General features: G+C 65.0%; 25 protein-coding genes. 17 read left to right on the top strand and 8 right to left on the bottom strand.

All coding sequences use genetic code 11. From position 1 onward, the window contains the following. Positions 1 to 44 precede the first annotated feature (44 nt). Both ACYVKQ_RS17740 and ACYVKQ_RS17735 read right to left on the bottom strand, forming a co-directional pair. On the bottom strand, positions 45 to 707 hold the full coding sequence (locus ACYVKQ_RS17740; RefSeq protein ID WP_460676690.1) for a T-complex 10 C-terminal domain-containing protein: 663 nt from the start codon (positions 705 to 707) through the stop codon (positions 45 to 47). A 199-nt stretch (positions 708 to 906) separates the two neighbouring features. Beyond that, entirely contained in the window at positions 907 to 2,340 is a 1,434-nt protein-coding gene (locus ACYVKQ_RS17735; protein WP_460676689.1) for a pectate lyase family protein, read from the bottom strand. Positions 2,341 to 2,461: 121 nt separating this feature from the next. On the opposite strand from ACYVKQ_RS17735, the gene ACYVKQ_RS17730 reads away from it, so the two are divergent. Then, complete coding sequence (locus tag ACYVKQ_RS17730; RefSeq protein ID WP_460676688.1) at positions 2,462 to 2,968, top strand: GNAT family N-acetyltransferase; 507 nt, start codon at positions 2,462 to 2,464, stop codon at positions 2,966 to 2,968. Between the two features lie 64 nt (positions 2,969 to 3,032). Here the strand turns inward: ACYVKQ_RS17730 and ACYVKQ_RS17725 are convergent, their stop codons facing one another. Both ACYVKQ_RS17725 and ACYVKQ_RS17720 read right to left on the bottom strand, forming a co-directional pair. Continuing rightward, entirely contained in the window at positions 3,033 to 3,896 is an 864-nt protein-coding gene (locus ACYVKQ_RS17725; RefSeq protein ID WP_460676687.1) for an SDR family oxidoreductase, read from the bottom strand. Between the two features lie 108 nt (positions 3,897 to 4,004). After that, positions 4,005 to 5,252 (bottom strand): S41 family peptidase, encoded by a 1,248-nt coding sequence (locus tag ACYVKQ_RS17720; RefSeq protein WP_460676686.1) that lies wholly within the window; start codon positions 5,250 to 5,252, stop codon positions 4,005 to 4,007. Between the two features lie 159 nt (positions 5,253 to 5,411). Between ACYVKQ_RS17720 and ACYVKQ_RS17715 the strand changes: the two genes are divergently transcribed. The 10 genes from ACYVKQ_RS17715 (at position 5,412) to ACYVKQ_RS17670 (ending at position 15,411) form a co-directional block, all read left to right on the top strand. After that, the gene (locus ACYVKQ_RS17715) at positions 5,412 to 6,758 is read left to right on the top strand and encodes an alpha/beta hydrolase family protein (protein WP_460676685.1); all 1,347 of its coding nucleotides are present in this window, start codon (positions 5,412 to 5,414) and stop codon (positions 6,756 to 6,758) included. A gap of 111 nt (positions 6,759 to 6,869) precedes the next feature. After that, positions 6,870 to 7,559 carry a head GIN domain-containing protein gene (locus ACYVKQ_RS17710; RefSeq protein WP_460676684.1) on the top strand — a complete coding sequence of 230 codons (690 nt, stop codon included), beginning with the start codon at positions 6,870 to 6,872 and terminating at the stop codon, positions 7,557 to 7,559. Positions 7,560 to 7,731: 172 nt separating this feature from the next. Then, positions 7,732 to 9,354: a hypothetical protein gene (locus tag ACYVKQ_RS17705; RefSeq protein ID WP_460676683.1), complete on the top strand. Its 1,623-nt coding sequence runs from the start codon at positions 7,732 to 7,734 to the stop codon at positions 9,352 to 9,354. Positions 9,355 to 9,447: 93 nt separating this feature from the next. Next, the gene (locus ACYVKQ_RS17700; RefSeq protein ID WP_460676682.1) at positions 9,448 to 10,050 is read left to right on the top strand and encodes a pseudouridine synthase; all 603 of its coding nucleotides are present in this window, start codon (positions 9,448 to 9,450) and stop codon (positions 10,048 to 10,050) included. Positions 10,051 to 10,106: 56 nt separating this feature from the next. Further along, entirely contained in the window at positions 10,107 to 11,627 is a 1,521-nt protein-coding gene (locus ACYVKQ_RS17695) for a TPM domain-containing protein (protein WP_460676681.1), read from the top strand. 322 nt (positions 11,628 to 11,949) lie between these two features. Further along, a complete protein-coding gene (locus ACYVKQ_RS17690) occupies positions 11,950 to 12,402 on the top strand; it encodes a cold-shock protein (protein ID WP_460676680.1) in 453 nt (150 codons plus the stop codon). Positions 12,403 to 12,597: 195 nt separating this feature from the next. Then, a complete protein-coding gene (locus ACYVKQ_RS17685) occupies positions 12,598 to 13,149 on the top strand; it encodes a GNAT family N-acetyltransferase (RefSeq protein ID WP_460676679.1) in 552 nt (183 codons plus the stop codon). A 100-nt stretch (positions 13,150 to 13,249) separates the two neighbouring features. Next, positions 13,250 to 14,251, top strand: a complete 1,002-nt coding sequence (gene rlmF / locus ACYVKQ_RS17680; RefSeq protein ID WP_460676678.1) for a 23S rRNA (adenine(1618)-N(6))-methyltransferase RlmF — start codon at positions 13,250 to 13,252, stop codon at positions 14,249 to 14,251. A gap of 175 nt (positions 14,252 to 14,426) precedes the next feature. Further along, the gene (locus ACYVKQ_RS17675) at positions 14,427 to 14,858 is read left to right on the top strand and encodes a VOC family protein (protein WP_460676677.1); all 432 of its coding nucleotides are present in this window, start codon (positions 14,427 to 14,429) and stop codon (positions 14,856 to 14,858) included. 214 nt (positions 14,859 to 15,072) lie between these two features. Beyond that, positions 15,073 to 15,411: a hypothetical protein gene (locus tag ACYVKQ_RS17670; protein WP_460676676.1), complete on the top strand. Its 339-nt coding sequence runs from the start codon at positions 15,073 to 15,075 to the stop codon at positions 15,409 to 15,411. A gap of 81 nt (positions 15,412 to 15,492) precedes the next feature. Here ACYVKQ_RS17670 and ACYVKQ_RS17665 read toward each other — a convergent pair whose 3' ends face one another. Next, the gene (locus ACYVKQ_RS17665) at positions 15,493 to 15,924 is read right to left on the bottom strand and encodes a hypothetical protein (protein ID WP_460676675.1); all 432 of its coding nucleotides are present in this window, start codon (positions 15,922 to 15,924) and stop codon (positions 15,493 to 15,495) included. A gap of 263 nt (positions 15,925 to 16,187) precedes the next feature. Between ACYVKQ_RS17665 and ACYVKQ_RS17660 the strand changes: the two genes are divergently transcribed. The 6 genes from ACYVKQ_RS17660 (at position 16,188) to ACYVKQ_RS17635 (ending at position 20,552) form a co-directional block, all read left to right on the top strand. Continuing rightward, a complete protein-coding gene (locus ACYVKQ_RS17660) occupies positions 16,188 to 16,763 on the top strand; it encodes a dihydrofolate reductase family protein (protein WP_460676674.1) in 576 nt (191 codons plus the stop codon). Positions 16,764 to 17,146: 383 nt separating this feature from the next. Further along, complete coding sequence (locus ACYVKQ_RS17655) at positions 17,147 to 17,995, top strand: DUF5694 domain-containing protein (RefSeq protein ID WP_460676673.1); 849 nt, start codon at positions 17,147 to 17,149, stop codon at positions 17,993 to 17,995. Between the two features lie 175 nt (positions 17,996 to 18,170). Further along, complete coding sequence (uraH, locus tag ACYVKQ_RS17650; protein WP_460676672.1) at positions 18,171 to 18,581, top strand: hydroxyisourate hydrolase; 411 nt, start codon at positions 18,171 to 18,173, stop codon at positions 18,579 to 18,581. Positions 18,582 to 18,831: 250 nt separating this feature from the next. After that, positions 18,832 to 19,002, top strand: a complete 171-nt coding sequence (locus ACYVKQ_RS17645; protein ID WP_460676671.1) for a hypothetical protein — start codon at positions 18,832 to 18,834, stop codon at positions 19,000 to 19,002. A 125-nt stretch (positions 19,003 to 19,127) separates the two neighbouring features. Then, positions 19,128 to 19,298 carry a hypothetical protein gene (locus tag ACYVKQ_RS17640; protein WP_460676670.1) on the top strand — a complete coding sequence of 57 codons (171 nt, stop codon included), beginning with the start codon at positions 19,128 to 19,130 and terminating at the stop codon, positions 19,296 to 19,298. Between the two features lie 66 nt (positions 19,299 to 19,364). Further along, entirely contained in the window at positions 19,365 to 20,552 is a 1,188-nt protein-coding gene (locus ACYVKQ_RS17635) for an SIR2 family protein (protein ID WP_460676669.1), read from the top strand. 62 nt (positions 20,553 to 20,614) lie between these two features. Here the strand turns inward: ACYVKQ_RS17635 and lpdA are convergent, their stop codons facing one another. The 3 genes from lpdA to ACYVKQ_RS17620 all read right to left on the bottom strand — a co-directional run bounded on the left by lpdA (position 20,615) and on the right by ACYVKQ_RS17620 (position 25,024). Continuing rightward, positions 20,615 to 22,021 (bottom strand): dihydrolipoyl dehydrogenase, encoded by a 1,407-nt coding sequence (gene lpdA, locus ACYVKQ_RS17630; RefSeq protein WP_460676668.1) that lies wholly within the window; start codon positions 22,019 to 22,021, stop codon positions 20,615 to 20,617. 410 nt (positions 22,022 to 22,431) lie between these two features. Continuing rightward, a complete protein-coding gene (locus tag ACYVKQ_RS17625) occupies positions 22,432 to 24,102 on the bottom strand; it encodes a M1 family metallopeptidase (RefSeq protein ID WP_460676667.1) in 1,671 nt (556 codons plus the stop codon). A gap of 133 nt (positions 24,103 to 24,235) precedes the next feature. Beyond that, on the bottom strand, positions 24,236 to 25,024 hold the full coding sequence (locus tag ACYVKQ_RS17620; protein ID WP_460676666.1) for an SDR family oxidoreductase: 789 nt from the start codon (positions 25,022 to 25,024) through the stop codon (positions 24,236 to 24,238). Positions 25,025 to 25,120 lie beyond the last annotated feature (96 nt).

Genomic DNA, 25,120 nt, shown 5'->3' with positions numbered 1-25,120 from the left:
CGAGCGGGCGGCGTAAACCGTCCGCCAGCTCCCGGCGCGTGGGGCTAGTCTTTCACTTTCACCTGGCCGTCGTCGGCGTCACGCTTCACCTTGGTGCCGTCGGCGTACTCCACCTTCCGGTCACCGTCCTTATCGATTTTCACCGTCGTGCCGTTGGCGTACACGATTTTGACCTCGCCGCCATTGTTCTCATACTTCACGATGCGCGGGCTGCGGCGGCGGGCCGGACGAGCCGCGGCGGTTTCCGTGGTCGTGGTGGTCGTCGTAGTAGTCGTGCTGGTGCCGTCGCCGTAGTAGCGGCTGCGGTTGGTTTCGTAGGTGCGGTACTTCGCGTCGTCGTTCACGATGGTGCGCACCTCCGTGTCGGTGTCGGTGTTGATCTGGCGGCTGGCGGTGTAGCGGCCGGTGGTGTCGGCTTCGTACTGCGCGTCGAGGTCACCGTAGCGCTGGGCGCGGGTGTAGTAGGTGGTGCGCAGGCGGCGCACGCGGGCCGTGTCGTTGGCCAGGCCGAGGTCGGCGGCTACCTGGTCGGCCGTGCGGTTGGCCTGGTCCTGATACACGGTCATGTCGGCGTCATCGTCGACGACCACGGCCGTATCGGCGGCGGGGGTAGTGGCCGCGTCCACGGCGGCGGGTTTATCTTGGTTGCAGGCGGTGGTCAGCGCGAGGCTGGCGGCACCGGCAAGCAACAGGAAGGTGCGTTTCATGGGAATTGAGGGTCGGAAGGAGAATTGCAGCATAGCCGCTCGGCTATGTTGGGCGTTGGTACGCGGGCGCTGCCGACGAGGTTACCTGGGCCCCGCGCCCGATGCTCTTCCAGCCGGCTTCACCCCCCAACGCCACCCGGGGCGGCGGCTTTGTGGGCGGCTCGCACCGAGGGCCGTTGCCTCGCTTCCCTTTGCCTGCTTACTGACCGGCCGCCAGCTCGTTGAGGTAGATTTCCAGCATGGTATAGCCGTTGGTGCCGGCCTTGCCGCGGTCCGTGGCATCCGCGGCGTTCAGGCCGTGCTTTTTTTCCCACTGGTCGGGCATGCCGTCGTGGTCCGAGTCGGCGGGGGCGGGGGCGGCCTTCAGCACCGGCCAGGCCTTCTGCGAGGTGGTGTAGGGCGTGCCGTGCGGGTAGCCGCCCTGCACATCAATGATGCGGCCCGTGCGCTGGCGCACGTTGCGCACGATGCGCTCATCCAGCGTGTCGCGGCGCGGACGGACGGCCCCGGCCCCGCGCAGCACGGCTTCGTAGGCTTCCGCGGCCGACTGCGTGACCACGCCCCCGATGGCAAAGGGCTGCGCGGCGCGGGCCTGGGCGCGGTCGGCGCCGCCCTGCATGTCCACGCCCAGCCAGTTGTCGGCGGTGCGCTCGGGGGAGCCGTCCACGTAGTTGCCGGCCACGTAGTAGCGGCCGTAGGGCAGCGTTTCGGATTTGTAGGGGTTCAGTACGCGGAAGCGCACCGAGGCCTTGGTGCTCGGGCCGTACTTGTAGTAGTTGCTGACCACGTTGTAGTTGCCGCCCTCGCCGCCGTACACGTTGTTTTCGCCCCAGTTGTAGAACACGTTGTTGCGCAGGTCGGTGTTTTCCCAGCCCGCCACCTTGGCGTGGCGGCTGCCGTTGAAGCGCGGGGTGCGGGAGTTGCAGTGGGCCACCAGGTTGTGGTGAAACGAGGCGCGCTGCCCGCCCCAGATGCCGCCGTAGCCGTGGTGTTCGAAGTCCTTGTCGCCCTTCTCGAAGTGGTAGGAGTAGTTCAGCGGTTCGCTCATCAGGCACCACTGCACGGTGGTCGAGTCGCCGTTGTACACGGAGCACACCTCGTCGGAGCTCCAGCTCATGGAGCAGTGGTCGATGAGGATATGCTTTTTGCCGAAGCCCCCGCCAAACGCGTCGTCGCCGCCGGCCCCCTCCACAAAGCCCTGGTTCTGGTGCCGGTCGCCCATGCGGAAGCGCAGGAAGCGCACGATGACGTTGTCGGCTTTCACGCTCACAGGGTAGTCGGCCAGGCAGATGCCGTCGCCGGGCGCGGTCTGCCCGGCAATGGTGGTGTTGGGCTGGCTGATGCTCAGCGCCGAGGTCAGGTGAATGGTGCCCGACACGCGGAAGACCACGGTGCGCGCCGGCGCCTGTTGGGTGAGGGCGTGGCGCAGGGTGCCGGGCTGGCCGTCGTCGGCGAGGCTGGTGACTTCAAACACCGTGGTGGGCGCGGCGGCCGTGCCGCGGCCGCCGCTGGTGAAGCGGCCCGCGCCCTCGGCGCCGGGAAACGCCAGCGGCGGGTCGGTGGCGGGGGTGGTAAAAGCAGAAAAGCCCAGCAGCGCCAGGCCGGCAACGGAAAACGGGAATCCCAGGGACATGAGGGGTGGAAATGCGAGCGGTCGGTATCAGGTTGATATTACCGAATACCTTGCCGTAACGGCCCGCTCCCGCGCCCTTTATTTGCGCAATCGTTGTCGGCAACGTTGCCACCTTACGCCCATGTCACTTCCCCCGCAGGTCTTCCAGACTTTACCCGAGCTGCTCACGCCCACGCTGCGCCTGCGCGCCCTCACCACGGCCGACCTGCCCACCGTGTGGCCCATCACCTACTACCACGGGCAGCCGGCCGGCTCACAGGCCGAGGCCGAGCGCATGCTGGCCCGCATCGAGCAGGATTACCGCGCCGGCCAGTTGCTGCACTGGGCCGTAGCCCTGGCCGCAACCGACGAGCCGGTGGGTACCTGCGGCTTCTACCGCGGCTTTGCCGGGCGGAGCGGCGAAATCGGCTACGTGCTGCACCCCGCGCACCGCGGCCGGGGGCTGATGACCGAAGCCGTGGGGGCGATGTGCGCGTTCGGCTTCGGCACGCTGCAGCTGCGCCGCATCGTGGCCGACACGGCCGACTACAACCAGGCGTCGCAGCGGGTGCTGACGCACAACGGTTTCCGGCCGATCGGCTTGGTGGGCCAGTGGCAGCGCTACGAGCTGCTGCCGCCCCGGCCCTGACGCCACGCGGCGCGGCAACATCCTGCTATTGGATGCCGCCGCGCCGGGGTGGAAGCGCCGAACTTTAGGCATTCACCACCGAGCCGCCGTTGGGGTGCAGCGTCTGCCCGGTGAAGTACGAGCCGTCTTCCGAGGCCAGAAACACGAAGGCCGGCGCTACCTCGGAGGGCTGGCCGGCACGGCCCATGGTGGTGTCGCGGCCGAAAGTGGCCGTTTGCAGGGCGCCGGCCGTGCTCGGAATAAACGGCGTCCAGATCGGGCCGGGCGCCACGGAGTTCACGCGGATGCCCTTGGAGCCCAGTTGCAGGGCCAGCGAGCGGGTAAAGGCCGTGATGGCACCCTTCGTGGAGCTGTAATCGAGCAGGTTCTCGTTGCCGCGGAAGGCGTTGACCGACGACGTGTTGATGATGCTGTCGCCCTCCTGCAGGTGGGGCAGGGCCGCGCGCGTCACCCGAAACTGAGCCAGGATGTTGACCTGAAACACCGATTCCAGCTCCTCGTCGGGCAGTTCCGTCAGGTCTTTGTGGAAGTGCTGCTCGGCGGCGTTGTTGACCACGATGTTGAGCTTGCCGAGCTCCTGCACCGTGCGCTCCACGATGTGCTGGCAGAAGGCGGGGTCGCGCAGGTCGCCGGGCAGCAGCAGGCAGCGGCGGCCGGCGCCCACCACCAACTCGCGCACTTTTTCAGCGTCTTGCTGCTCCACGGGCAGGTAGCTGATGGCCACGTCGGCGCCCTCGCGGGCGAAGTGCACGGCCACGGCCCGCCCGATGCCGGAGTCGCCGCCGGTGATGAGGGCCACTTTGTCGAGCAGCTTGTCGGCGCCCTTATAGCCCGGGCGGATGTACTCGGGCTGCGGCGTCATTTCGCTTTCCAGGCCCGGCTGCTGGTCCTGGTGCTGGGGCGGAAAGAGCGTGGGTTTGTCGGACATAACTCCAAAGCGTTGGTTGTGAGCTAGTGCCTAACGCACCGGGCCGCGGCGGGGTTATGGTCGATCTGCCGGCCCGCCGCCCCACGGCCAGCCGGCCACGCGCACGCCTCAGCGCAGCAGGCGCAGGGCTTTGGCCAGGGCGGCATCCGTCGGGGCGGCGGCCGGCTCCACCAACACCCGGGGCCGGTAGTTTTCGCGCGGGGTGCCGTCGAGGTGGTACAGCTTCTCGGCCGGAATGCTGAACCCGATGCCCGAGTGCGGCAGCCGGTAGCTGTAGATGGCCCCGGCGAGCCGGGCCAGCGGGGTACCCACCACCGTGGCCCGCCGCATGGCGTCGAAGGCAATGGTAAGCCCTTCGCCCATGCTGCCCGTCCAGCGCCCGGCCAGCACCACCACGGGGCGGGTGTAGGGCCGCGGGCGCGGCGCCACCAGTTCCGTCCAACGGCGCTTCACGCCGAAGGCGCGTTCCTCGGCCACCAGCTCGTGCTGCTGATAGGGCTGCTCGCGGGTGATGAAGCGCCCGAGGATGGCCCGCGCCACGGTGCTGTTGCCGCCGCCGGGCGTATCGCGCAGGTCCAGGATGAGGCCGCGGGTGTCGAGCAGGGCGGTCAAGGCGCTGTCGAAAGCCGGAATGAGGGCGTTGTCGCCCAAGGAATTGTGCAGGCGGATGTAGCCCGTGGAGCCGTAGCGGCGGCTTTCGAGGCGGGCCGGGTAGCGGATGTGCTCCAGCAAGGCGCGGGGCTCGTCGGGGCGCACCTCGGTCTCGGTGGCGGCGGTGCGCACCTGCAGGCGGCGCCCCGTGTGGTGGCGGCCGGCCAGCAGCACGTTCAGGGCGTAGGTGCGGGCCGCGTCGTCGGCGGGCGGGCGCAGGCAGGCGCCGAGGAAGGGCCGGATGGCTTCGGCCACCGGCACGCCGTCGACGGCCACGATTTCGGTGCCCGGCCCGATGCCGACCAGCTCGGCGCCGAAGCCGGGGCGCACGTCGCGCACGAGGGCCCGGCCGGCCACCCATTCCGCGTAGAGGTCGGCGCCGGAGGGCACCTGCCGGGGCGAGTCGGGGCGGTTGGTGTTGAGGGCGGCGTGGTGGTCGTACAGCTCGCGGAGCATGGCTTCGAGCAGGCTCACCAGGGCGCGGCGCGAGCGGAGCGTATCGGCCTGCGCGGCGTAGCGGGCGCGCACGCAGGCCCAGTCGGTCTGCTTCTGGTCGAGGTAGGCGTAGTTGGCGCGCACGGTTTGCCAGAGGAACTCCACGTCCTGGCGGTACTGCACGGGCGTGAGCCGGGGCGCCTGGGCCTGGCCGGTGAGGGGCAGCAGACCGGCCAGTAGGGCCGCGCCGAAGCAGGGAAGACGTTTCATAGGAGCCGGGGCAACGGAGAAGCCGGCGCAACCTACGACGCAGCGCCGAGCTTCGCCAGCGCGGCCCCGATGCAACGCCGCCGGGCTATATGCATCTTTTGCCATGTTTCCAGGCCGGCCCCCGGCTTCCTGGTTTTCTGCTCCCTGCCTTTCTGACCTATGAACACAAGCGTGCGCCCTCTGCTGCTGCTCTTACTGCTCAGCTTACCCACCTTCTTCCCGCTTCGTGCCGCCGCCCAGAACTTGGCGCGGCGTCCCTTCGTCGGCATCGAGCTGCGCGGCATCGACGCCGAGCTGCAGCAGCGCTACCGGCTGCCCGACCGCAACGGCATCCTGGTGCAGGGCGTGCGGCCGCAGTCGTCGGCGGAGGCGGCCGGGCTGCAGGCCGGCGACGTGGTGCGGCAGGTCGACGGCACCGTGCTCGGGCCGGACGCGGCCCCATTCGTAAGCCTGCTCCGGCAGTACCGCGCGGGCGACAAGGCCACGTTCGTGCTGCTGCGCGACGGCCGGCAGCTGCGCAAGAAGGTCACCTTCATGCCCCTGCCCCAGGAGCAAAGCCCCCTCTACGACGTGCAGTACGGCGCCGTCACGCACGGCCCGAACCGGCTGCGTACCATCGTCACGCGGCCGCGCGGCCGGCCGGGCAAGGTGCCCATGGTGCTCTTCATCCAAGGCGTGGGCTGCTTTTCGCTCGACAACCCGCTGGCCACCCAGGAGCCCACCCGCCGCATCATCGACTCGCTTTCGCGCCACGGCTACGCCACCATGCGCATCGATAAAACTGGCATGGGCGACAGTCAGGGCACGCCGTGCCTGGAATCGGACCTGCTGAGCGAGGCCGGCGGCTACAAGGCCGGGCTGGCCGCCATTCGCCGGCTCGACTTCGTGGACCAGCAGAACGTGTTCATCACCGGCTTCAGCATCGGCGGGGTAATGGCGCCGCTGGTGGCCCAGGGCGAAAACCTGCGCGGCATCGTGGTGTTCGGCACCGTCAGCCGCACCTTCATCGAGTACCTGCTGGAAAACACCCGCAACCAGAGCCAGCTGCGGGGCGTGCCCTACGACTCGCTCAACAAGACCATGCAGCTCTACGCGGCCGCCTTGCACCTGCTGCTCACCGAAAAGCAGACGCCCGAGCAGGTGCTGGCCCGCTACCCGGCGGCCCGCCCGCTGCTCCGCTTCCCGCAGCACTACACCTACATGCAGCAGTGGCAGGACCTGAACCTGCCCGCCGCCTGGCAGCGGGTGCACGCGCCCGTGCTGGCCCTGCGCGGCGCCTCCGACTACATTTCCTACTCCCTCGACCACCAGATTATTGCCGACGCTGTCAACCAGGTGCACCCCGGCAGCGCCTCCTTCGTGCTGCTGCCCGATGTGGACCACCACTTCAACCACGCCCGTGACCTGCCCGAGGCCATGCGCATGGACCAGATGGCAAATCCCGAGCTGAACTTTGAGTTTATGAACGTAATGCTGCGCTGGCTCGACGACCAGCGCCACGTGTAGGCCCGCCCCCAGTAGCGGGAATGCCGAAAAAGTTTGCGACTGGGGCAACGGCTTGGCGGGCGGCCGCATCTACCGCCACATCCAGCCCCACTGAACCCTTTCCCGCAAGCTATGAACACGACTTCAACCCTCCGCACCACCCTGGCCGTGCTGGCCCTCACGGGTTTTTCTGCCGCATCTGCCTGGGCCCAGGATGCCCAAAACGCCCAGACGCGGCCCGTGGAGGCACCTTTCGAACGCATCGAGGCCAGTGGCACCGTCACGGTGGTGGTGCAGCCGGGCCCCGTGGCCGCGGTAGCGGTGCAGGCCGATCCGGCCGTGCTGGCGCGCATCCACACGGACGTGGCCGGCGGCACGCTGAAAATCTACCGCGACGGCGGCCACAAAGTGCACTGGCCCTCCAACCAGAACCTGCGCATCTTCGTGTACGTGACCTGCCCGCGCCTGACGGGCGTGACCGTGACGGGGGCCAGCGAGCTGAAGAGCACCGGCAGCTTCACGGCCGACGACTTTTCCATCCGCGCGTCGGGGGCCAGCGACGTGACCCTGCAGCTCACCGCCAAGACCCTTACCGCCAGCGCCTCCGGGGCCAGCGACATTCGCCTCACGGGCCGCGTGGAGCGCCAGCAGGTGCAGGTCAGCGGCGCCAGCGACTACCGCGCCTACGCCTTGCAGAGCCAGCAGGCCGACGTGCAGGCCTCCGGCGCCAGCGACGCCTTCGTGTACGTGGACGGGGAGCTGACCGCGCGCCGCTCGGGTGCCAGCGACGTGCACTACAAAGGCAAGGCCCGGCTGAAGTAGCCCGTACTGGCCACCTCCCCCCCGCCGCGGCGGCGGAAGCTCCGGCAGCTTCCGCCGCCGCGGCTTTTTTTCGGGCTGAGCCTCAACCCACAACGCGGCTTTTACGCATACGCCAGCGTAGCCGGGGCGCGTTGAATATGTTTCTTCGCCGCTCTCAGCCCGCCGTTTGCCCGTGCGCCTCTTTCTTCTCCTGCTGTTGCTCTGTTTGGCCTGCGCCGCCGGTGCCCGTGCCCAGGCGCCCCCGAGCGACCGGGCGCTGCAGGCGCTCTACGACGGGCTCAACGCCTACCGCGTGCCGCGCTACTACCCCGACAGCGGCTACCAGGTGCTCACGCTGCCTTCCACGTTTTCGGCGCCCGAGCTGGCGGCCCTGCGCCTGCGCGAGCGGCAGCTGGTGCGCGTCGACCTGGTGTACTCGGCCTACCGCTTCGACCCGGCCTTCAGTCAGCGTGAGCTGAACCTACAGCGCCTGCGCAACCTGGAGGCCCGCCTGCCGGGCATTCTGCAAGACGAAGCCCTGACCTGGAACCTGGTGGAGCAAACCGGCTGCAACAGCCCCGCGCAGTGCCAGGGCTACTTCCACGGCTTTGTGCTCTACATCGAAAAGCGCTACACCCGGGCCGATTCGCGCGCGGAGGTCGACAAGCTCACGGCCCGGCTCGACGCGGCGGCCAAAAAGGTGGAAAAGGTGCGTGCCCTGCGCAAGAAGCCCGGCGTGCCGCTCAGCTGCAGCTACCCGCGCAGCACCGAGAAGCTGCGCCGCATGGCCAAGCGCGTGAAGCGCGGCTACCGCTGCCCCGACAACAACCCGCCGTCCGGCACCGTGGCTTTCCGGGCCGACGTCGACCACCAGGGCACGGTGCAGCGCGTGCAGCTGCTGCCCGATTCGGCCCACCCCGCGCCGCCCTGCCCCCAGGAGCTGACGGCGGCCATCGGCGAGGGGCTGAGCTTCGCCAGCGGCTTCGCCCTGGGCAAAAACCGCTACCCCTTCGTGGTGACGGGCCGCGTGGCGCTGCCGGTGCGGCCGCAGGGACTGCGCCTCACCGGCTTCTTCCTGAACGACTCGCTCATGCGTAAGCACCGCATCCGCCTGAGCAAGGACGGCTGCCAGGCCCGGCTGCTGCGCCCCGGCGACCCCGATGAAGAGTCGCCCATTCCCACCCCCGACCCCAACGCCGTGGCCCGGGTGCTCGACCGCCACCCCGACTGGCGCAAGCAGGTGGTGGTGGCCGACGTGACCGGCAGCATGTATCCCTACACCGCCGATCTGCTGGTGTGGCTGCAGCTGAGCCCGGCCGAGCAAGCACGCACGCTCGTGTTCTTCAACGACGGCAACGACGCGGCCGACCGCGCCAAGGTCGTCGGGCGCACCGGCGGGCTGTACGCGGTACGCACCACCGACTTCGCCCGCATCAAGCAGAAAGTGCTGGAAGCCATGCTGGCCGGCGGCGGCGGCGACGCCCCCGAAAACGACGCTGAAGCCCTGCTGCACGCCCACGAGCTGGCCCCCGACGCCACGGAAATCATCTGGGTGGCCGATAACCACACCTTCCCCCGCGACACCCGCCTGCTGCAGGGCACCCGCCTGCCGGTGCGCATCATCCTGTGCGGCGCCACCAGCTACATCAACCCGCGCTACCTCACCCTGGCCCGCCGCCTGGGCTATTCGCTGCACACCCTCGAAAACGACCTGACCGACCTGAGCCAGCTGCCGCCGGGCGCCGTCATCAACGTGGGCCGCAGCCGCTACGAAGTCACTCCCGAGGGCTTTTTTCGCCGCGTGGGCGCGCTCTGAGACCCGCGGCCTTCGTAGCTTCGCGGGCTGTTCGGGCACCAAACGCGGCCGCACGCGGTTGCCGGCCCAGCCTCTTTCCCCGCTCCTGACCGCATGACGACGCACCGGCACTTTATGCTCCACAAGCCCTACGGCTACCTCAGCCAGTTTGTGAGCGAAGACGCGCGCGAAGCCCGCAAAAAACGGTTCCTGGGTGAGCTCCACGCGTTTCCGGCCGGCACCATGGCCATCGGCCGCCTCGACGAGGAAAGCGAAGGCCTGCTGCTGCTCACCACCGACGGCCGCCTGAGCGAGCAAATCCGCAACGGCGGCGTGGAAAAGGAATACTACGCGCAGGTCGACGGGCTGATAACCGACGAAGCCGTGGCCCGGCTGCAGCAGGGCGTGGCCATCGGGCTGCGCGACGTGAAGTACCAGACGGCGCCCTGCCGCGCCCACCGCCTCGACGCCGCTCCCGCCCTGCCCCCGCGCAGCCGCCCCATCCGCGACGAACGGCACGGCCCCACGAGCTGGGTGTCGATTACGCTCACGGAGGGCAAGTTTCGACAGGTGCGCAAGATGACGGCCGCCGCCGGCTTTCCCACGCTGCGCCTGGTGCGCGTGCGCATCGGCGAGCTGTGGCTGGCCGATCTGGCGCCCGGCGCGGTGCGGGAGGTGGCCGGCTTCCCGCTGCCCGAGTCGGTAGCCGCCCGCTAGCGTCCTTCCCGGGCGCGGCGGCTGAATATACCAAGGCTCCTATCTTCGGCGCGACCATGTTTCGCCGCCCGATGCGCTACTGCTTCTTTCTTCGCTGCCTGCTCTTCGTGCTGCTTGTGGCCGGCACGGCCTGCAGTTCTTCCTCCGACGAGGCTGCGGCCGGCCAGCCGAACTACCTCACGGCCATCCCCGACCCGGAAACCCTCGGCGAAGCCTACGTCAGCGACCCGGACCAGGTGCTGAGTCCGGCCACCGTCGCCGACCTGAACGCGACGCTGCGCAGTCTCGACCAGGCCGGCCGCGCGCACATTGACGTGGCCGTGGCCCGCAGCATTGGCGAGGCGGTGCCCAAGACGGCGGCCTACGAGCTGTTTCGGCGCTGGCAAGTCGGCGACGCGGCGCGCGACAACGGCTTGCTAATCCTGCTGGTGCTCGATCAGCGCCGCATCGAGTTCGAAACCGGCTACGGGCTGGAGGCCGACCTGCCCGACGCGCTTTGCTACCGCATTCAGCAACGCTACATGGTGCCGGCCGCCCGCGCCGGGCAGTACGACGCAGCCGTGCGCCAGGGCGTGGCGGCCGTCATCCGGCAGCTCACCACCGGGGGCCTGGACTCGCTGCGGACCGCCGATGACTCCCTGGCCACGCCCGATACCGGTTTTTTGGAGCCCGCGGCCGCGCCGGACGTGAGCCAGGAACTAGCTGCGTCGGCCCCGTCGGACGACTCGTTGCTGCTGCTGTTCGGCACGATGCTCGTGGGCATGGCGGCCCTGGTGCTCTACTCGTCTCTCTGGCACTTCACCACACGGGAGCAGCCCCACCGCAACGCGCTGGGCTTCGCCGTGCTGCTGCCCTTCGGCCTGATTCTGCTGGGGTTCTTTGCGCCGGAAGTGGTCAGCGGTTGGCTGCTGTTTGCGGTGGCGTACCTGCTGCCGCTGCTGTACCTGCTGTACTACTTCCGGCGCGTGGGGCGCACCTTTGCCGCCGAGTACGCCGAACAGACCCGGCACGCGCAGTACGCTTTTCTGGCGCAGGCGCACCACGGCCTGGGCTTCAGCCGCTACGTGTTTCCGCTGCTGGCTGGCCACTGGGCCCGGCACCGGCGGCAGCTGCTGCAGCTGCGCGAGGCGCCTTACGCCTGCCCCCACTGCGCCCGCCCCATGCGCCGGCTGAGCGAGCAGGAAGACGACGCGTTTCTCCGATCGGGCCAGCAGGTGGAAGAGACGGTGCAGTCCGTCGACTACGACGTGTGGCGCTGCGAGCCGTGCCAGCACACGCTCGTGCTCGATTACCAGAACCCCGGCACCGACGCCAGGCCCTGCCCCGCCTGCCAGCACCGAACCCTGCTCGACGAGGGCCGGCGGGTGGTGCAGCAGGCCACCCGTTCGACGGAGGGCTGGGGCTGGGAGCTGGCCCGCTGCCGCCACTGCAACCATCAGACCCAGAAAAAGTACACCATCGCGCGCCTCTCCGATTCGTCAAGCAGTTCTTCCTCGTCGGGCTCCTCTTCGTCGGGCAGCTTTTCCAGTAGCAGCGGGGGCTCTTCGGGCGGGGGCGGCGCGGGCAGCAGCTGGTAGCTCACCGCTGCTGCGCAGCGGGTCCGCGCAGCCCTCTGTTCGCAGCTTTTATCCCGGCAAAGTACCGCAGCCCCAAGCCGTACGGGCTCGTGGGAAATCCGCCGCCCCCCCGGAGTTGTCGGCCAGCGCAGCAGCCCGCCCGTACTGGTCTGGAGCACGCAACTCGCATAGCCTGAGCACTCCCCGCGGCCCGCCGGTGCGCGCTGAAATAATCATGGGAAAATTTCAAATTATTTTTTATTATCTTTATATTCATTGCATACCTCTGCCTTTGATTCCTGGCTATACCGATCAAAGCAGACATCATCCCTCAGAACTACGCATGGGCAGATCACAGGAAACCTTCGGTAAGAAGGAAAACGAGAAGAAAAAGCAGCGCAAGCGCAAAGACAAGGAAGAGAAGCGCGAGGAGCGCCAGGCCAACGCCAAAAAAGGCCAAAGCCTGGAGGATATGCTCGCGTACGTGGACGAGAATGGCAACATCTCGGCCACCCCGCCGGACCCCAAGAAAAAGAAGGAAATCAAGACCGAAGACATTCAGCTCGGCGCGCACAAGCGCGAGGAGATGGACCCGCTGGAGGCCATCCGCACCGGCACGGTGACCTTCTTCAACGAGTCGAAGGGCTACGGTTTTATCAAGGATCAGCAAAGCCAGGAAAGCGTGTTCGTGCACGCCAACGGGCTCACGACCAAGATCAAAGAAGGCGACAAAGTGACTTTTGAGGTGGAAATGAGCCACAAGGGTCCGAACGCCGTATCGGTTAAGCTGGCTTAAGCACCAGCGGAAGCAGACGGGGTGGGCCCAGCGCCCACCAGCGTCGCAGCCTCAGAGGCCAGCGCGGCGAGCCGCGCTGGCCTCTGCGCGTTTGGGGGCCGCCGCGGGGCTTGTCCGGACGGGCAGACTCGCTCACCTTTGCCCGGTTCGGCAGCGGCCAGTCGTGCGCCTGCCTGAAGTCGAATTTCGCCTGCCATGCCTTCCCTATCCGTCCGCGAGCTGCAACTCCCCGACCTGGAGCCCCTGATTGACTACTGGCTGCAGTCGGAGCCGGCCTACCTGCAAAGCCTGGGCGTGGACCTGCGCAAGATGCTCACCCGCGCCGAGTGGACGGCCATGCTCACCGAGCAGCTGCGCACGCCGCTACCGGAGAAGAAATCCTACTGCCTGATCTGGGAGGTCGATGGGCGGGCCGTGGGCCACTCCAACATCAACCAGATCCGGTTCGGCGAGCAGGCCTACATGCACCTGCACTTGTGGCACGCGCCGGAGCGCCGGCAGGGCTACGGCGCGGCGCTTATCCGCCTGACGCTGCCTTATTATTTCGAACGCTACCAGCTGCAGCGCCTCTACTGCGAGCCGTACGCCCTGAACCCGGCCCCCAACCGGACGCTGGCGCGCCTGGGCTTCCGCTTCGTGCGGGAACACGTGACCACGCCGGGCGCCCTCAATTTCGAGCAGCCGGTGCAGCTGTGGGAACTGACGCGGGCCGCCTTCGAGCAGCTGCAACGCACCCTGCCGGTTTAAGCAGCGCCGGCCTCCGCCGGGCGTATTGCCCCAACTCTGGCTAGCTTTGGTAGCGCGAAGGCGGCCTACTCCCGACCCCGCGCCCCCAGCCCCGCTTCCCATGAATCAGCCGCCCAAGGATTTTGCCGCCGACAAAGAAGGCCTGCACCCGCGCAACCGCCACCGCGGCCGCTACGAGTTTGCGGAGTTGAGCCGCAGCTCGCCCGAGTTGCAGCCTTTCGTGGCCGACAACGCCTACGGCGACGCCAGCATCGACTTTGCCGACCCGGCCGCCGTGAAGGCCCTGAATCGCGCCCTGCTCAAGCACTTTTACGGCATCGACAACTGGGACGTGCCCCCGGGCTACCTCGCGCCCCCCATTCCGGGCCGCGCCGACTACCTGCACTACCTGGCCGACCTGCTGGCCGACAGCAACGCGGGCGTGATTCCGCGCGGCAAGGGCATCCGGGTGCTCGACGTGGGCGTGGGGGCTAACTGCATCTACCCCATCATCGGGCACCGCGAGTACGGCTGGCGCTTCGTGGGCACCGACGCCGATTCGGTGGCCGTGCGCATGGCCAAGCAGATTGTGGCCGGCAACCGGGTGCTCACCGGAGCCGTCGACGTGCGCCTGCAGCCCTCCGGCGCCGAGATTTTCAGCGGCGTGGTAAAGCCCACGGAGCTGTTCGACCTGACCATGTGCAACCCGCCCTTCCACGCCTCGGCCGCCGAAGCGGAAGCCGCCAGCCGGCGCAAGGAGCAGCACCTGGGCACCGCCAAAGGCCCCAAGCCGACGCTGAACTTTGGCGGGCAGCCCAACGAGCTGTGGACGCCCGGCGGCGAGGCCACCTTCCTGTGGCGCATGGCCGAGGAAAGCGCCCACCTGCGCCAGAACTGCTACTGGTTTACCACCCTGGTCTCGAAGAAAGAGACGCTGCCGGGCCTCTACAAGTCGCTGAAGAAGCTGCAGGCCACCGAGGTGCGCACCATTCAGATGACGCAGGGCCAAAAAATCAGCCGCGTGGTGGCCTGGACGTTCCTCGACGAGACGCAGCGCCAGGAGTGGCGCGCCCGGCGCTGGTCGGCCCCGACGCCCCCGGCCCAGCAGCCTCCGGCTCAGTAGCCCGTGCGCGGAGTCCCGGCCCGGGGCTCCGCACCCCCACGCTTCGGGGCGTTGATGACCGCTTCCCCACGGCGGTGGCGCTGTCGCAAACGCCCCCGCAGATTGTCGCATTTGCCCACTGCCGGCCCCGGTTAATGCTAATATATTTGGCATACACTTTCTAACCGCACTAGCCATGGCAACCAAGATCTTCGTCAATCTCCCGGTTCGGGACCTGAACGCTTCCATCGCGTTTTTTACCCAGCTCGGCTTCCGCTTCAACCAGCAGTTCACGGACGAAAACGCCACTTGCATGGTCATCAGCGACGACATCTACGTGATGCTGCTGGTACAGCCCTTCTTCCAGACCTTCACGCCCAAGACCGTTGCCGACGCCACCCGGTCCACGGAGGTCATCCTCTGCCTGTCGGCCGATAGCCGCGAGGACGTGGACACGCTGGTCGATAAGGCCATGGCGGCCGGGGCCCGGCCCACCAAGCCGCTGCAGGAAATGGAATGCATGTACGCCCGCAATTTCCAGGACCCGGACGGCCACCTCTGGGAGGTAATGTACATGGACCCGGCCGCCGTGCCGCAAGAGCAGCCCGCGGCCGCCGAGGTTCAGTAGGGGGCGCCGCCAACTTTTGGAACGGTCGCGGCGGGGTACCAAGCCCGGCCGCAGCCGTTTAGCGGCGCAGGGAGCCGCCCCGAGGCGGGAAACCGCCGCCTGGCGTTTTCAGACCTGGTTTCCAATTCCGAAAAAGGTCCTGTGCGGCGCCCGGGCGCTGCTTTTGCCGGTACGCCGTACACACGTAAGCCGGCTCTTGACGCCGCTTCTCACCATGAAACAACTCCTCGTGCTGGCGCTGCCCTGCGCCGCGCTGCTCACCTGCTGCCAGCCAGCCGCCCAAACTACCGGTACGCCCGTGGTGCGCTCGGCCCCCGCCCCACCGGCCCGTAGCGCGGGCACCGAGGGCGAAGCCCGCGCCGTGCTGCGCGAGTACCTGCGCAACCAGCCCCAGGCCGACCTGTACGTGGCCGATTCGGCCGCCCTGGTGGAGGTGGATGCGCAGTGGCAGGCCCTGGTGCCGCGTACCGACTGGGTGGGCCGCATGCCGAACCGGGCCGCTTTCCAGATCGATAAGCTGACCGGCGAGGTGCGTCCGCTGCCCGTGAAGTAGGCGCCGGCTACCGCCCTCTCGATGCTAGCGGAGGCGGTGGGCACCGCCGCGCCCTCCTGCTACGGCCGGGGGTGGGCCGCCTTATATCTGCGACTTCAGCACGATCTGCGCCCGCAGCCAGGTCCGCGCCTCGCCTTCATCGGCGAAGTGCCGGAATACCGGCGCCAGGGGCCAGTCGAGCAGGCGCTGGTCGACCTTGTTCATCCAGGCCATGGTTCCGGGCCGGCTCAGCAGGGCCGCGTAGCGGTAATTGCCCTGCATCACGGCGCGCGGCAGCCAGTGGTTGGTCACCCAGTGCTGCTCCTCGGCGGTGACAGGCGTGATATTCATGTGGTCGACCAGGGCCTTGCCCGTGCCCAGCGTGCGAATCACCCGCAGCAGCGCGTTCATGGCCTCCTGGTAATCGACCAGCAGGCGCGGCCCGGGCTGCCAGCGCATGTAGGCAAAGCCCTCGGGGTCGGCCTGCACCTCCGCTACGGCATTGACAAAGCGGAGCTGATCGGTATCGGGCATGCGAAATAGGTAGTAACGCGGGGGCTTTGCGGCCTCACAAGGTAGCCTTTGTTCGTCGGCTAATGACCTGCTCAATCAGACGACTTCCCAAAGGCCTTGCGGAAACGCGGGCGCTACGCCCTACGGCGCCCGTCGGAGCCGCGTTACCGATCAGCGAGGCAGCGGAGCGGCTGGGCTTACGGCTTGTTCCAATTCGTCCTTGCTTCGCCTGACGTTCTTCATCACCACAAAACAGCTTGCCGAATAGGCAGTCTCCTTCTACCATGCGCAAACTCAAGCTTCAGGTTCAGCTGACCATCGACGGATTCATGTGCGGCCCGCAGGGCGAAATGGACTGGATGGCTTGTCCCTGGCCCGCCGACCTGGACCAGTACGTGACGGCCCTCACCGCGCCGGTGGACACCATTGTGCTGGGCCGCAAGCTGGCCGAGGGCTTTATTCCGCACTGGGCCGCCGCCGCAGCCGATACCAGCAACCCCGAAGAAGCGGCCGCCGGCCGGAAATTCACCGATACACCCAAGGTGGTGTTCAGCCGCACGCTCCCCGAGTCGCCGTGGCCGCGCACCAGCCTGGCCGCGCACGACCTGGTCGCGGAAATCACCCGCCTGAAACAGCAGCCCGGCGGCGACATCATGGCGTACGGCGGCGCTACGTTTGTCGCGGAGCTGATCCGCCACGGTCTCGTCGACGAGTACCACCTGCTTGTAAACCCCACCGCCATCGGCCACGGCCGGAGCCCCTTCGGGCAGCCCACGCAGCATCTGCCGCTCAGGCTGGTGAAGGCCATAAGCTTCTCGGGCGGCCTAATGGTGCAGCACTACGAGCCGCAGCGTTCGTAACCGACCAGCTTCACCCCAGCGCAGCGGCGGAGGCTCTGGTAGCTTCGGCCGCTGCTGCGTTTTTGCCCATAGGGTTCCGAACACGTGTGTACAAGCCCGGTTCACACCCGCGCGAGCCAGTGGCGCGTGTGTTGGCCTGACGGCCACGCCCGAGGAGCAGTCGCGCGGTATGTAGTGCTGCCCCTGTTGTCACTCGGTGACAGCGGGGCACAACATCTACAGCAGGGGTAGCGCGAGCTACCGGCTCGCGCCTGTGTAAAGTCTGGCCTTGCCCACTTTCCGTTCGCCGGCATGGCCTGGGCAACCTTTCCGCAGCCGGCTGTATCTAAGCCCCATGGGGCGGACAGCCCGCGCCGGCCTGGTTTACCTCTTCATCCTTCGTTATGAGAAACGCATTGTTGGTGCTGTGCGGCCTGCTGGCCGCGCTGAGCTGCGCCGCCCAGACCAAGCCCGCCGAGCTGCTGCTGCTTGGCACGTTCCACTTCCATAATCCCGGCGCCGACATCGTCAAGACCAAGACCTTCGACGTGCTGGCGCCCAAGGCCCAGGCCGAGCTGGAGACGATGACCGGCCGCCTCAGCCAGTGGCGCCCCGACAAGGTGTTCGTGGAGTGGGACTGGAGCAATCAGGCCGAGCTCGACGCGCTCTACCAGCTGTACCTGGGCGGGCAGTACGAGCAGGCCATCGTGGCCAGGTACCCCAAGCCCGGGCAGCGCGACTTCTACCTGAAAAACGAGATTATCCAGCTAGCCTTCCGCACCGCCAAAAAGGCCGGCCTGCCGCGGGTGTACGCCTTCGACTACACCAAAACCACTTTCCCGTTCGACAGCGTGCAAAAGGCCATGCAGCAGGCGCAACAGAGCGCCCTGATCCAGCGCGTGGGCGAAACCCTCCAGAAAGTCGAGGCCGAGCAGAACCGGAAGCTCAGCACCCTCACCCTCACCCAGCTCCTGCTCGACTTCAACGCGCCGGGCAGCATCCGCGAGGATAAGGGCGTGTACCTGGATCTGCTCAACAAGGCCGGCAGCATCGGCAGCTTCGCCGGGTCCTGGCTGGTGTCGGAGTGGTACCGGCGCAACCTCTACATGTACTCGGTGGTGCAGAAAACCGTGGAGCCCGCCGACCAGCGCGTGCTAGTGCTGGCGGGCTCGGCCCACACAGCCATGCTGCGCGAGTTTGCCCAGTACGACTCGCGCTTCCAGCTCAAGGAGCTGCGGGAGGTGGTGAAGTAGCGGGGTGCTGGGGCGGCTCGGCGGGTTGGTAATGGACTGGCCGCTTTGGCGTTTTTGCTGATCCGCGCCCGTTGGGAGGGCGTAAGCGCCAACATTCAACGGGCCTACTGGTTGTCATAGCATTTGTGCTGCCCCTTGTTTTGGGCAGCTAATTCCCCACCCATCAAGTTGCCCCGTGAAAGCATTTCTCATCGGCCTGCTCAGCCTGTTGCCCCTGTTGGGCCTGGCTCAAGGCCCGCAACACCAGCTTAGCACTCACATTCTCAACATCAGCACTGGCGCACCGGCCTCCGGTGTTACAGTGCGCCTCGAAAAGTTTGATTCAGCCAAGAAAGCCTGGGCCACCATCGGCGAGAAGAAAACGGATGGTGCCGGTCGCATCGGTGACTTCCTGCCAGCTGCCGGCAAAACTGGCAATCCGGGCATTTACAAGCTCACGTTTCTGACCCAGCCTTACTTTGAGGCTCAGAAACGATCTTCTTTTTACCCCTACATCGATGTGGTGTTTGAGATAAAAGACGGCGCCCACTACCACGTACCCATCACGCTGTCCCCTTTCGGTTATTCCACTTATCGGGGCAGCTGATCAGAGCTTCTGAGAATGGAAGTGGTCTGTCATCTTGAGCGTAGCGAAGGACCTTAAGTAACCCAACGTGATAATGTCCCTCACTCACTACGCTCAAGATGATATACTACATCATTGAAGTAGACCAACAACTTCAATAGCAAAAGCGGCGGAAGCTTCAGCCCCGTGCTATTTTCTGGTACCAAGTCACATCGAACAGTCCATCCTCGCCGCCGGTATCGACGACACCCTCGAAACCCACACGGACGCGGTGGCAGCCCTGCAAATGCAGAAAAAGCGCCTGCAGAAGCGCGCCCGCCAAGCCACCGGCCTCAAGGAGTTCCTCGCCGACGTGGACGACGAGCAAAACGCCGCCCAGGTCGCGCTGCTCACTACCATCAAAGCCGGCATCGCCGCCCACCGGGCCACGCTGCCCAGCTAGGCTCCCGCCGCTACTGTTGGAAACTAAACCCGCCCGCCACGTTGTGGCGGGCGGGTTTTTTATTAAGTGCAGCTGATTTAGAACTCATTTCGATTATTATTGCAAAAACAACAATCTATATGAGCATGAAGTCCAAAATCAGCTTTTCAGAAACAAGTATGTTCGAACGCTATGTCATAAATGTCTTAAGAGAGCAAGTTATTGAAGAGAACAAAACGTTACTTACAGGAAATGAACTACCTAAAAGTTTAGAACTGGTTGATGCGTATGCTCCATTAGGCATATTTGATTTATAAGGGCCATGCCTTATTGATATAAGAGGAATTTTTAATACCGAAACTTCACGAAGCTTTGAAACTATCTTGGAAAGATATTCAGATAGAATAAAAAGTGCGTTGTTGATAGCACAAGAAGTTGAACAAAGCAGACCAAGAATTCTTGAAAGAATCAAAACATCATTTCCCAATATCAACGTCAAGATATTAACAAAATACGAACTTGAAAGGTTAAACCCAAAAGAAGCAACCAATAATACTTCACCTCATGATTATATAAAATCACTATTTGAGAAAGCAAAAATTAATTACGTTCAACTATCAGGTTTAGACGTAACCTCCACTCCGACAAATAAGCAACATATAGCCGCATTAAGAGCGGCTTATAACGACGACAAACTAGCTTTATTCATAGGAGCTGGTTTATCAAGGTCAGCAGGGTTACCTGATTGGCCTCAACTTGTTAGACGAGTAGCTGCAAAAGTGTTTGACAACCATGCTGGCTCTCCGCTTTCAGAACCAGAACGTGAAGAAGTGCAGACTTTTTTCGAGAAAGAGGTTCCTGCTTCTCCATTAATTGTAGCAAGATTACTGCAAAATAGTTTGAAAGACGAATTTACCGAATCGGTTCGAGAGGCATTATACGAAAACATTGAAAGCAGCCGTACATCACCATTATTAGAAGAGCTAGGAAAAATATGCATGCCTAGAAGAGACAAAACGGGCATTGTCGCTGTAGTAAATTATAATTTTGACGACTTACTTGAACAAGAACTTAGTAAAAAAGGCATATCTCATTGCTCCGTTCTATCCGAAGGAAGCAAGATAATATCGAGTGATTTGCCAATATATCATGTACACGGGTACCTGCCAAGATCTATAGAACTAGAATCTATCCATAAAGAATCATTAGTACTAACTGAAGACGCATACCACACCCAATTTTCAGAACCGTTTATATGGACAAATATTACTCAGCTCAATCTCTTGCGCAATAATGTATGCTTATTTATTGGCATAAGCTTAACTGACCCAAACCACAGACGTCTGCTTGAGATTACAGCAAAGAAAAATCCTTCTGTTAACCACTATGCTATAATGAAAGACCACTGGCAGAGCTCATCAGCAAGGAAACTTTCTGACAAAGGCCAAAAACTTGCTACAGTCTTCAAACAATTAGAAGAAAAATTATTGCGAAACTTAGGCATCAATGTTATTTGGGTTGAAAATCACGATGAAATACCAAGCATCTTGACTCAAATAAGGAATAAATAAAAAGCGGCCGAAGCTGATGAAGCTTCGGCCGCTTTGGCGTTTGTACTGCTAGGCAGTAAGAATTACATGTGGATGGCCCGGTTCTCGGTGGCGGCGAGGCAGGCTTCCTTCATGGCTTCGGCATAGGTGGGGTGGGCATGGCTCATGCGGGCCACGTCCTCGGCGGAGGCGCGGAACTCCATGGCCGTCACGGCTTCGGCAATGAGGTCGGCGATGCGCGGGCCGATCATGTGCACGCCCAGGATTTCGTCGGTTTCCTTGTCGGCCAGCACTTTCACGAAGCCGTCGAGGTCCATGGAGGCGCGGGCGCGGCCCGAGGCGCGGAAGGGGAAGGAGCCGGTTTTGTAGGCGCGGCCCTGCTCCTTGAGCTGCTCTTCGGTGTAGCCCACGCCGGCCACTTCGGGCCAGGTGTACACCACGCCGGGAATGAGCAGGTAGTTGACGTGCGGCTTCTGCCCGGCCAGGGTTTCGGCTACGTACACGCCTTCTTCCTCGGCCTTGTGGGCCAGCATGGCCCCGCGAATCACGTCGCCGATGGCGTAGATGCCCGGCGTGGTGGTTTGCAGGTGCTCGTCTACCTTGATGCGGCCGCGCTCCTCGAACTGCACGCCGGCGGCTTCCAGGTTCAGGCCGGCGGTGTAGGGCGAGCGGCCCACGGCCACCAGGCAGTAGTCGCCCTCAAACTTCACTTCCTCGCCCTTGGGGTTGGTGGCCGTCACGGTCACGGTGTCGCCCTCGCGGGTGGCGCCGGTCACTTTGTGGCTCAGGAAGAACTGGATGCCAATTTTGCCGAGCACGCGCTTGAGCTCCTTGCCCAGCGCGCCGTCCATCGTCGGGATGATGGAGTCGGTGTATTCCACCACCGACACCTTGGCGCCGAGGCGGGCGTACACCGAGGCCATTTCCAGGCCGATAACGCCGCCGCCAATCACCACCATGTGCTTGGGCACCTCGCGGATGTTCAGGGCCTCGGTGCTGGTGATGATGCGCTCCTTGTCCTGGGCAATGAAGGGGAGCACCGTGGGCTTGGAGCCGCTGGCAATGATGGTGTACTTGGTTTCGATCTGCTGGGCCTCGCCGCCCTCGGTGGGCGTGATGCTGATGTGGTTTTTGTCCACGAACGAACCCACGCCGCGCAGCACCTCGATCTTGTTCTTTTTCATCAAGAACTGGATGCCGTCGGTGTTGGCCTTCACCACCCCGTTTTTGCGGTCGATGAGCTGGTTCATGTTGATGCGCAGCTCGCTCAGCTCAATGCCGTGCTCCTTGAAGGTGTGGCCAGCGTTGTGGAAGTGCTCGGTGCTATCGAGCAGGGCCTTCGACGGGATGCAGCCCACGTTCAGGCAGGTGCCGCCGAGGGTGGGGTATTTCTCGATGAGGGCCGTTTTGAAGCCGAGCTGGGCGCAGCGGATGGCCGCCACGTAGCCGCCGGGGCCGGAGCCGATGACGGTAACGTCGTATTGGTTCATGCTGAAAGTCGGGTTGATGAAGCGCTTGCGGGCAAAGGTAAGGCAGAATACCCAGCGCCGGGGAGAAAACACGGACGGCCCGGCCGAGGTTGGCGGGAGCCGCTGCGGGGCCGGTTTTGCGGCGGCGGATGGCTATTCTGTCATCCTGAGGCGCAGCCGAAGGACCTTCTTACCAACCCCGCTAAAACCGTCCTCTACATCGGCGTTACCCGCAACCTGCGCCAGCGTACCGAGCAGCACTACGCTAACCGCGGCCAGCGGGGCACTTTTGCGGGGCCGCTACTACTGCTATAATCTGGTGTAGTACGAGTCTTTCCTGAACGCCATGGCGGCCTTTGCCCGTGAAAAAGAGCTGAAGGGCTGGAGTGGGAGCTGCGAAGAGTTAATCAGGGCGCAAACGTACAGCGCCCTTACTCCACCAGCACGCCGATGTAGTAGTTGAACGTGTCGACTTCCAGGTTGTCCCGGGTCAGGCCGGGCACGTCGATGGGCTGAAACGTGGTAGTGGGCTGGATGAAGCGCCACTCCCCGCCTTTGGAGCGCACGCGCACCGGCAGGTCGAAGCCGCGCACGCTGCTGATCCAGCGCGCCACGGGGCGGCCGTCGTCGAAGCGCAGCTCCAGCGTCGGCAGGCTCGGGTGGCGCAGGTACTGGTCGAACACCCGGGTGAAGTCGCGGCCGCTCTGCTGGTTGAGGTACCCGATGATCTGCTCCGCGGTGACGGTCTGGTGGTGGAACTGCTGGCCGAGTCCGCGCAGCATCTGCCGCCACTTCTGGTCGTCGTTTACCACCGTGCGCACCATGTTGAGCAGGTTGGCGCCCTTGTCGTACATGTCGCCCGAGCCTTCGCGGTTCACGCCGTAGGGCCCGATGATGGCCCGGTCGTTCTGGATGTTGCGGCGCTGCCCGTGCACGTACTGCTGGCCCGCGGGCTTGCCAAACTGGCTTTCGGTGAACAGGGCTTCGGAGTAACAGGTGAATGACTCGTGAATCCACATGTCGGCAATGTCCTTGCTCGTGATGTTGTTGCCGAACCACTCGTGGCCGCTTTCGTGCACCACGATGAAGTCCCACTTGTCGCCCCAGCCGGTGGCCGAGCGGTCCTTGCCCAGGTAGCCGTTCTGGTACTTGTTGCCGTAGGCCACGGCGCTTTGGTGCTCCATGCCCAGGTGCGGCGTCTCCACGAGCTTGTAGCCGTCTTCGTAGAACGGGTAGGGCCCGAACCAGTGCTCAAACGCCTTGAGCATGGGCTTCACGTTGGCCCCGAACTGCTGCTGGGCCTTGGCCAGGTTTTCGGGCAGCACCCAGTAATCCAGCGTCAGCGGGCCCTTCTCGCCCGGGTACGTATCGGCGAAGTGCACGTAGTTGGCCACGTTCAGGGCCACGTCGTAGTTGTTGATGGGGTTCGAAACAAACCAGTCGAAGCGCGTGGCCCCGCCCTTGAGCCGGGTGGTGTTGCGCAGGCGGCCGTTGGACACGTTCGTGAGCCCCTTGGGCACCGTCACGCTGATCAGCATGGAGTCGGGCTCATCGGACTGGTGGTCTTTGCAGGGCCACCAGATGCTGGCGCCCACGCCCTGGCAGGCCGTGGCCACCCAGGGCTGGCCCTTGCCGTGCTCCGTAAACACGAAGCCGCCGTCCCAGGGGGCGCGTTGCGCCACGGTGGGGTGGCCGGCGTAGTGAACGGTGAATTCGTCCGGCGCGCCCTGCCGGATGGGCTCCGGAAACGTCACGAACACGGCGTTGAACTCGCGGGTGAAGGGCAGGCTTTTGCCCCGGTACTCCACACGCTCCACCTGCAGGTTGGCAAACAGATCGAATTGCAGGCGCGAGAAATCCTGGGTGGCGGTGAAGCGAATTCGGTTGGAGCCGCTCAGGTGCCGCTTGTCCACGTCGAGCCGGACGTCGAGGTGGTAGTAGCGCACGTCGTAGCAGGAACGCAGCGGCGTGAGCGTGCCGCGCAACGAATCGGCGCGGGTAAAGGCGGCCTTGGCCTGCAGCAGCTGGGCCGCGGCGCGGCGCGGCAGCGCCAGCACGGCCAGTGCGAGGCACAGACCGGAAATCAGACGGAGTAACGACATGGGAGCAAACACACCGGCGCGCCCGCCGAAGCTGCGCGGCGACGGGAGAGGAGGCATTAAGTCTTGTTGAACGCAGCCATTGATGTAGTAAACTTTATTACCAGCAACAAAGTAAACCAGTTTACAGAGCACCCTATCGAACCTTGGCCCGCGTCAGCAGCCGGGCGAAGAGGCCGGGGGCCAGGCGTTTCAGGTACACGCCGAGCGTTTCTCTGCCCCCAAGGTAGGCTTCGTTTTCACCGCGCGCAATGACGGGCAGCGCGCGGCGGGCAAACTCCGCTGGCGCGAGGCCGTTGGCGGTGGCGTCGTCCATGGTGCCGAGGGCGCGGCCGTCGCCGGTGAGGGCGTTGACCGACACGCCGGTGCGGATGAAGCCCGGGCAGATGAGGGTGATGCCCACGCCCGTGCCGTGCAGCTCGGCCCGCAGCGAGTCGAAGAAGCCGTGCAGCGCGTGCTTGCTCGCGGCGTAGGCCGAGCGGTAAGGCGTGCCGAACTTGCCCACCAGCGAGCTGATGGTGACGATGCGCCCGCTGCGCTGCGCCACGAGTTGCGGCAGCACGGCCTTGGTCAGCGCCACCGTGCCGAAGTAGTTCACTTCCATCAGGCGGCGGTCGACGTCCAGGGCGGTTTCCAGCGCCAGGGAGCGTTGGCTCACGCCGCCGTTGTTCACCAGCACGTCAAGGCGGCCGTAGTGGGCCAGCACCTGCTGCACCTTGGCGGGCAGGGCGGCGCTATCGGCCAGGTCCAGGGGCACCACCAGCGTTTCGGCCGGGGCGCAGGCGGCGGCCACGCGGTGCAGCTCGGCCTCGTTGCGCGCCGACAGCACGAGGCGGGCGCCCTCGCGGGCAAAGGCTTTGGCCAGGGCCTCGCCGATGCCGGCGGAGGCGCCCGTGACCCAGACAACCAGGCGGTGAAACTTCATGAGCAGCAAGGTAACAGCCGCGGGCTTACCCTCGGCCGCTCAAGCGTTGGCCGTGCCGCCGCAAGTTCCGGGTTGGATGCCGGCGGGGCGGCCGCT

The organism is Hymenobacter coalescens (assembly GCF_054783195.1).
The sequence above is the reverse complement of the archived record's forward strand: the minus strand, read 5'-3'. Positions and strand labels throughout refer to the sequence as shown.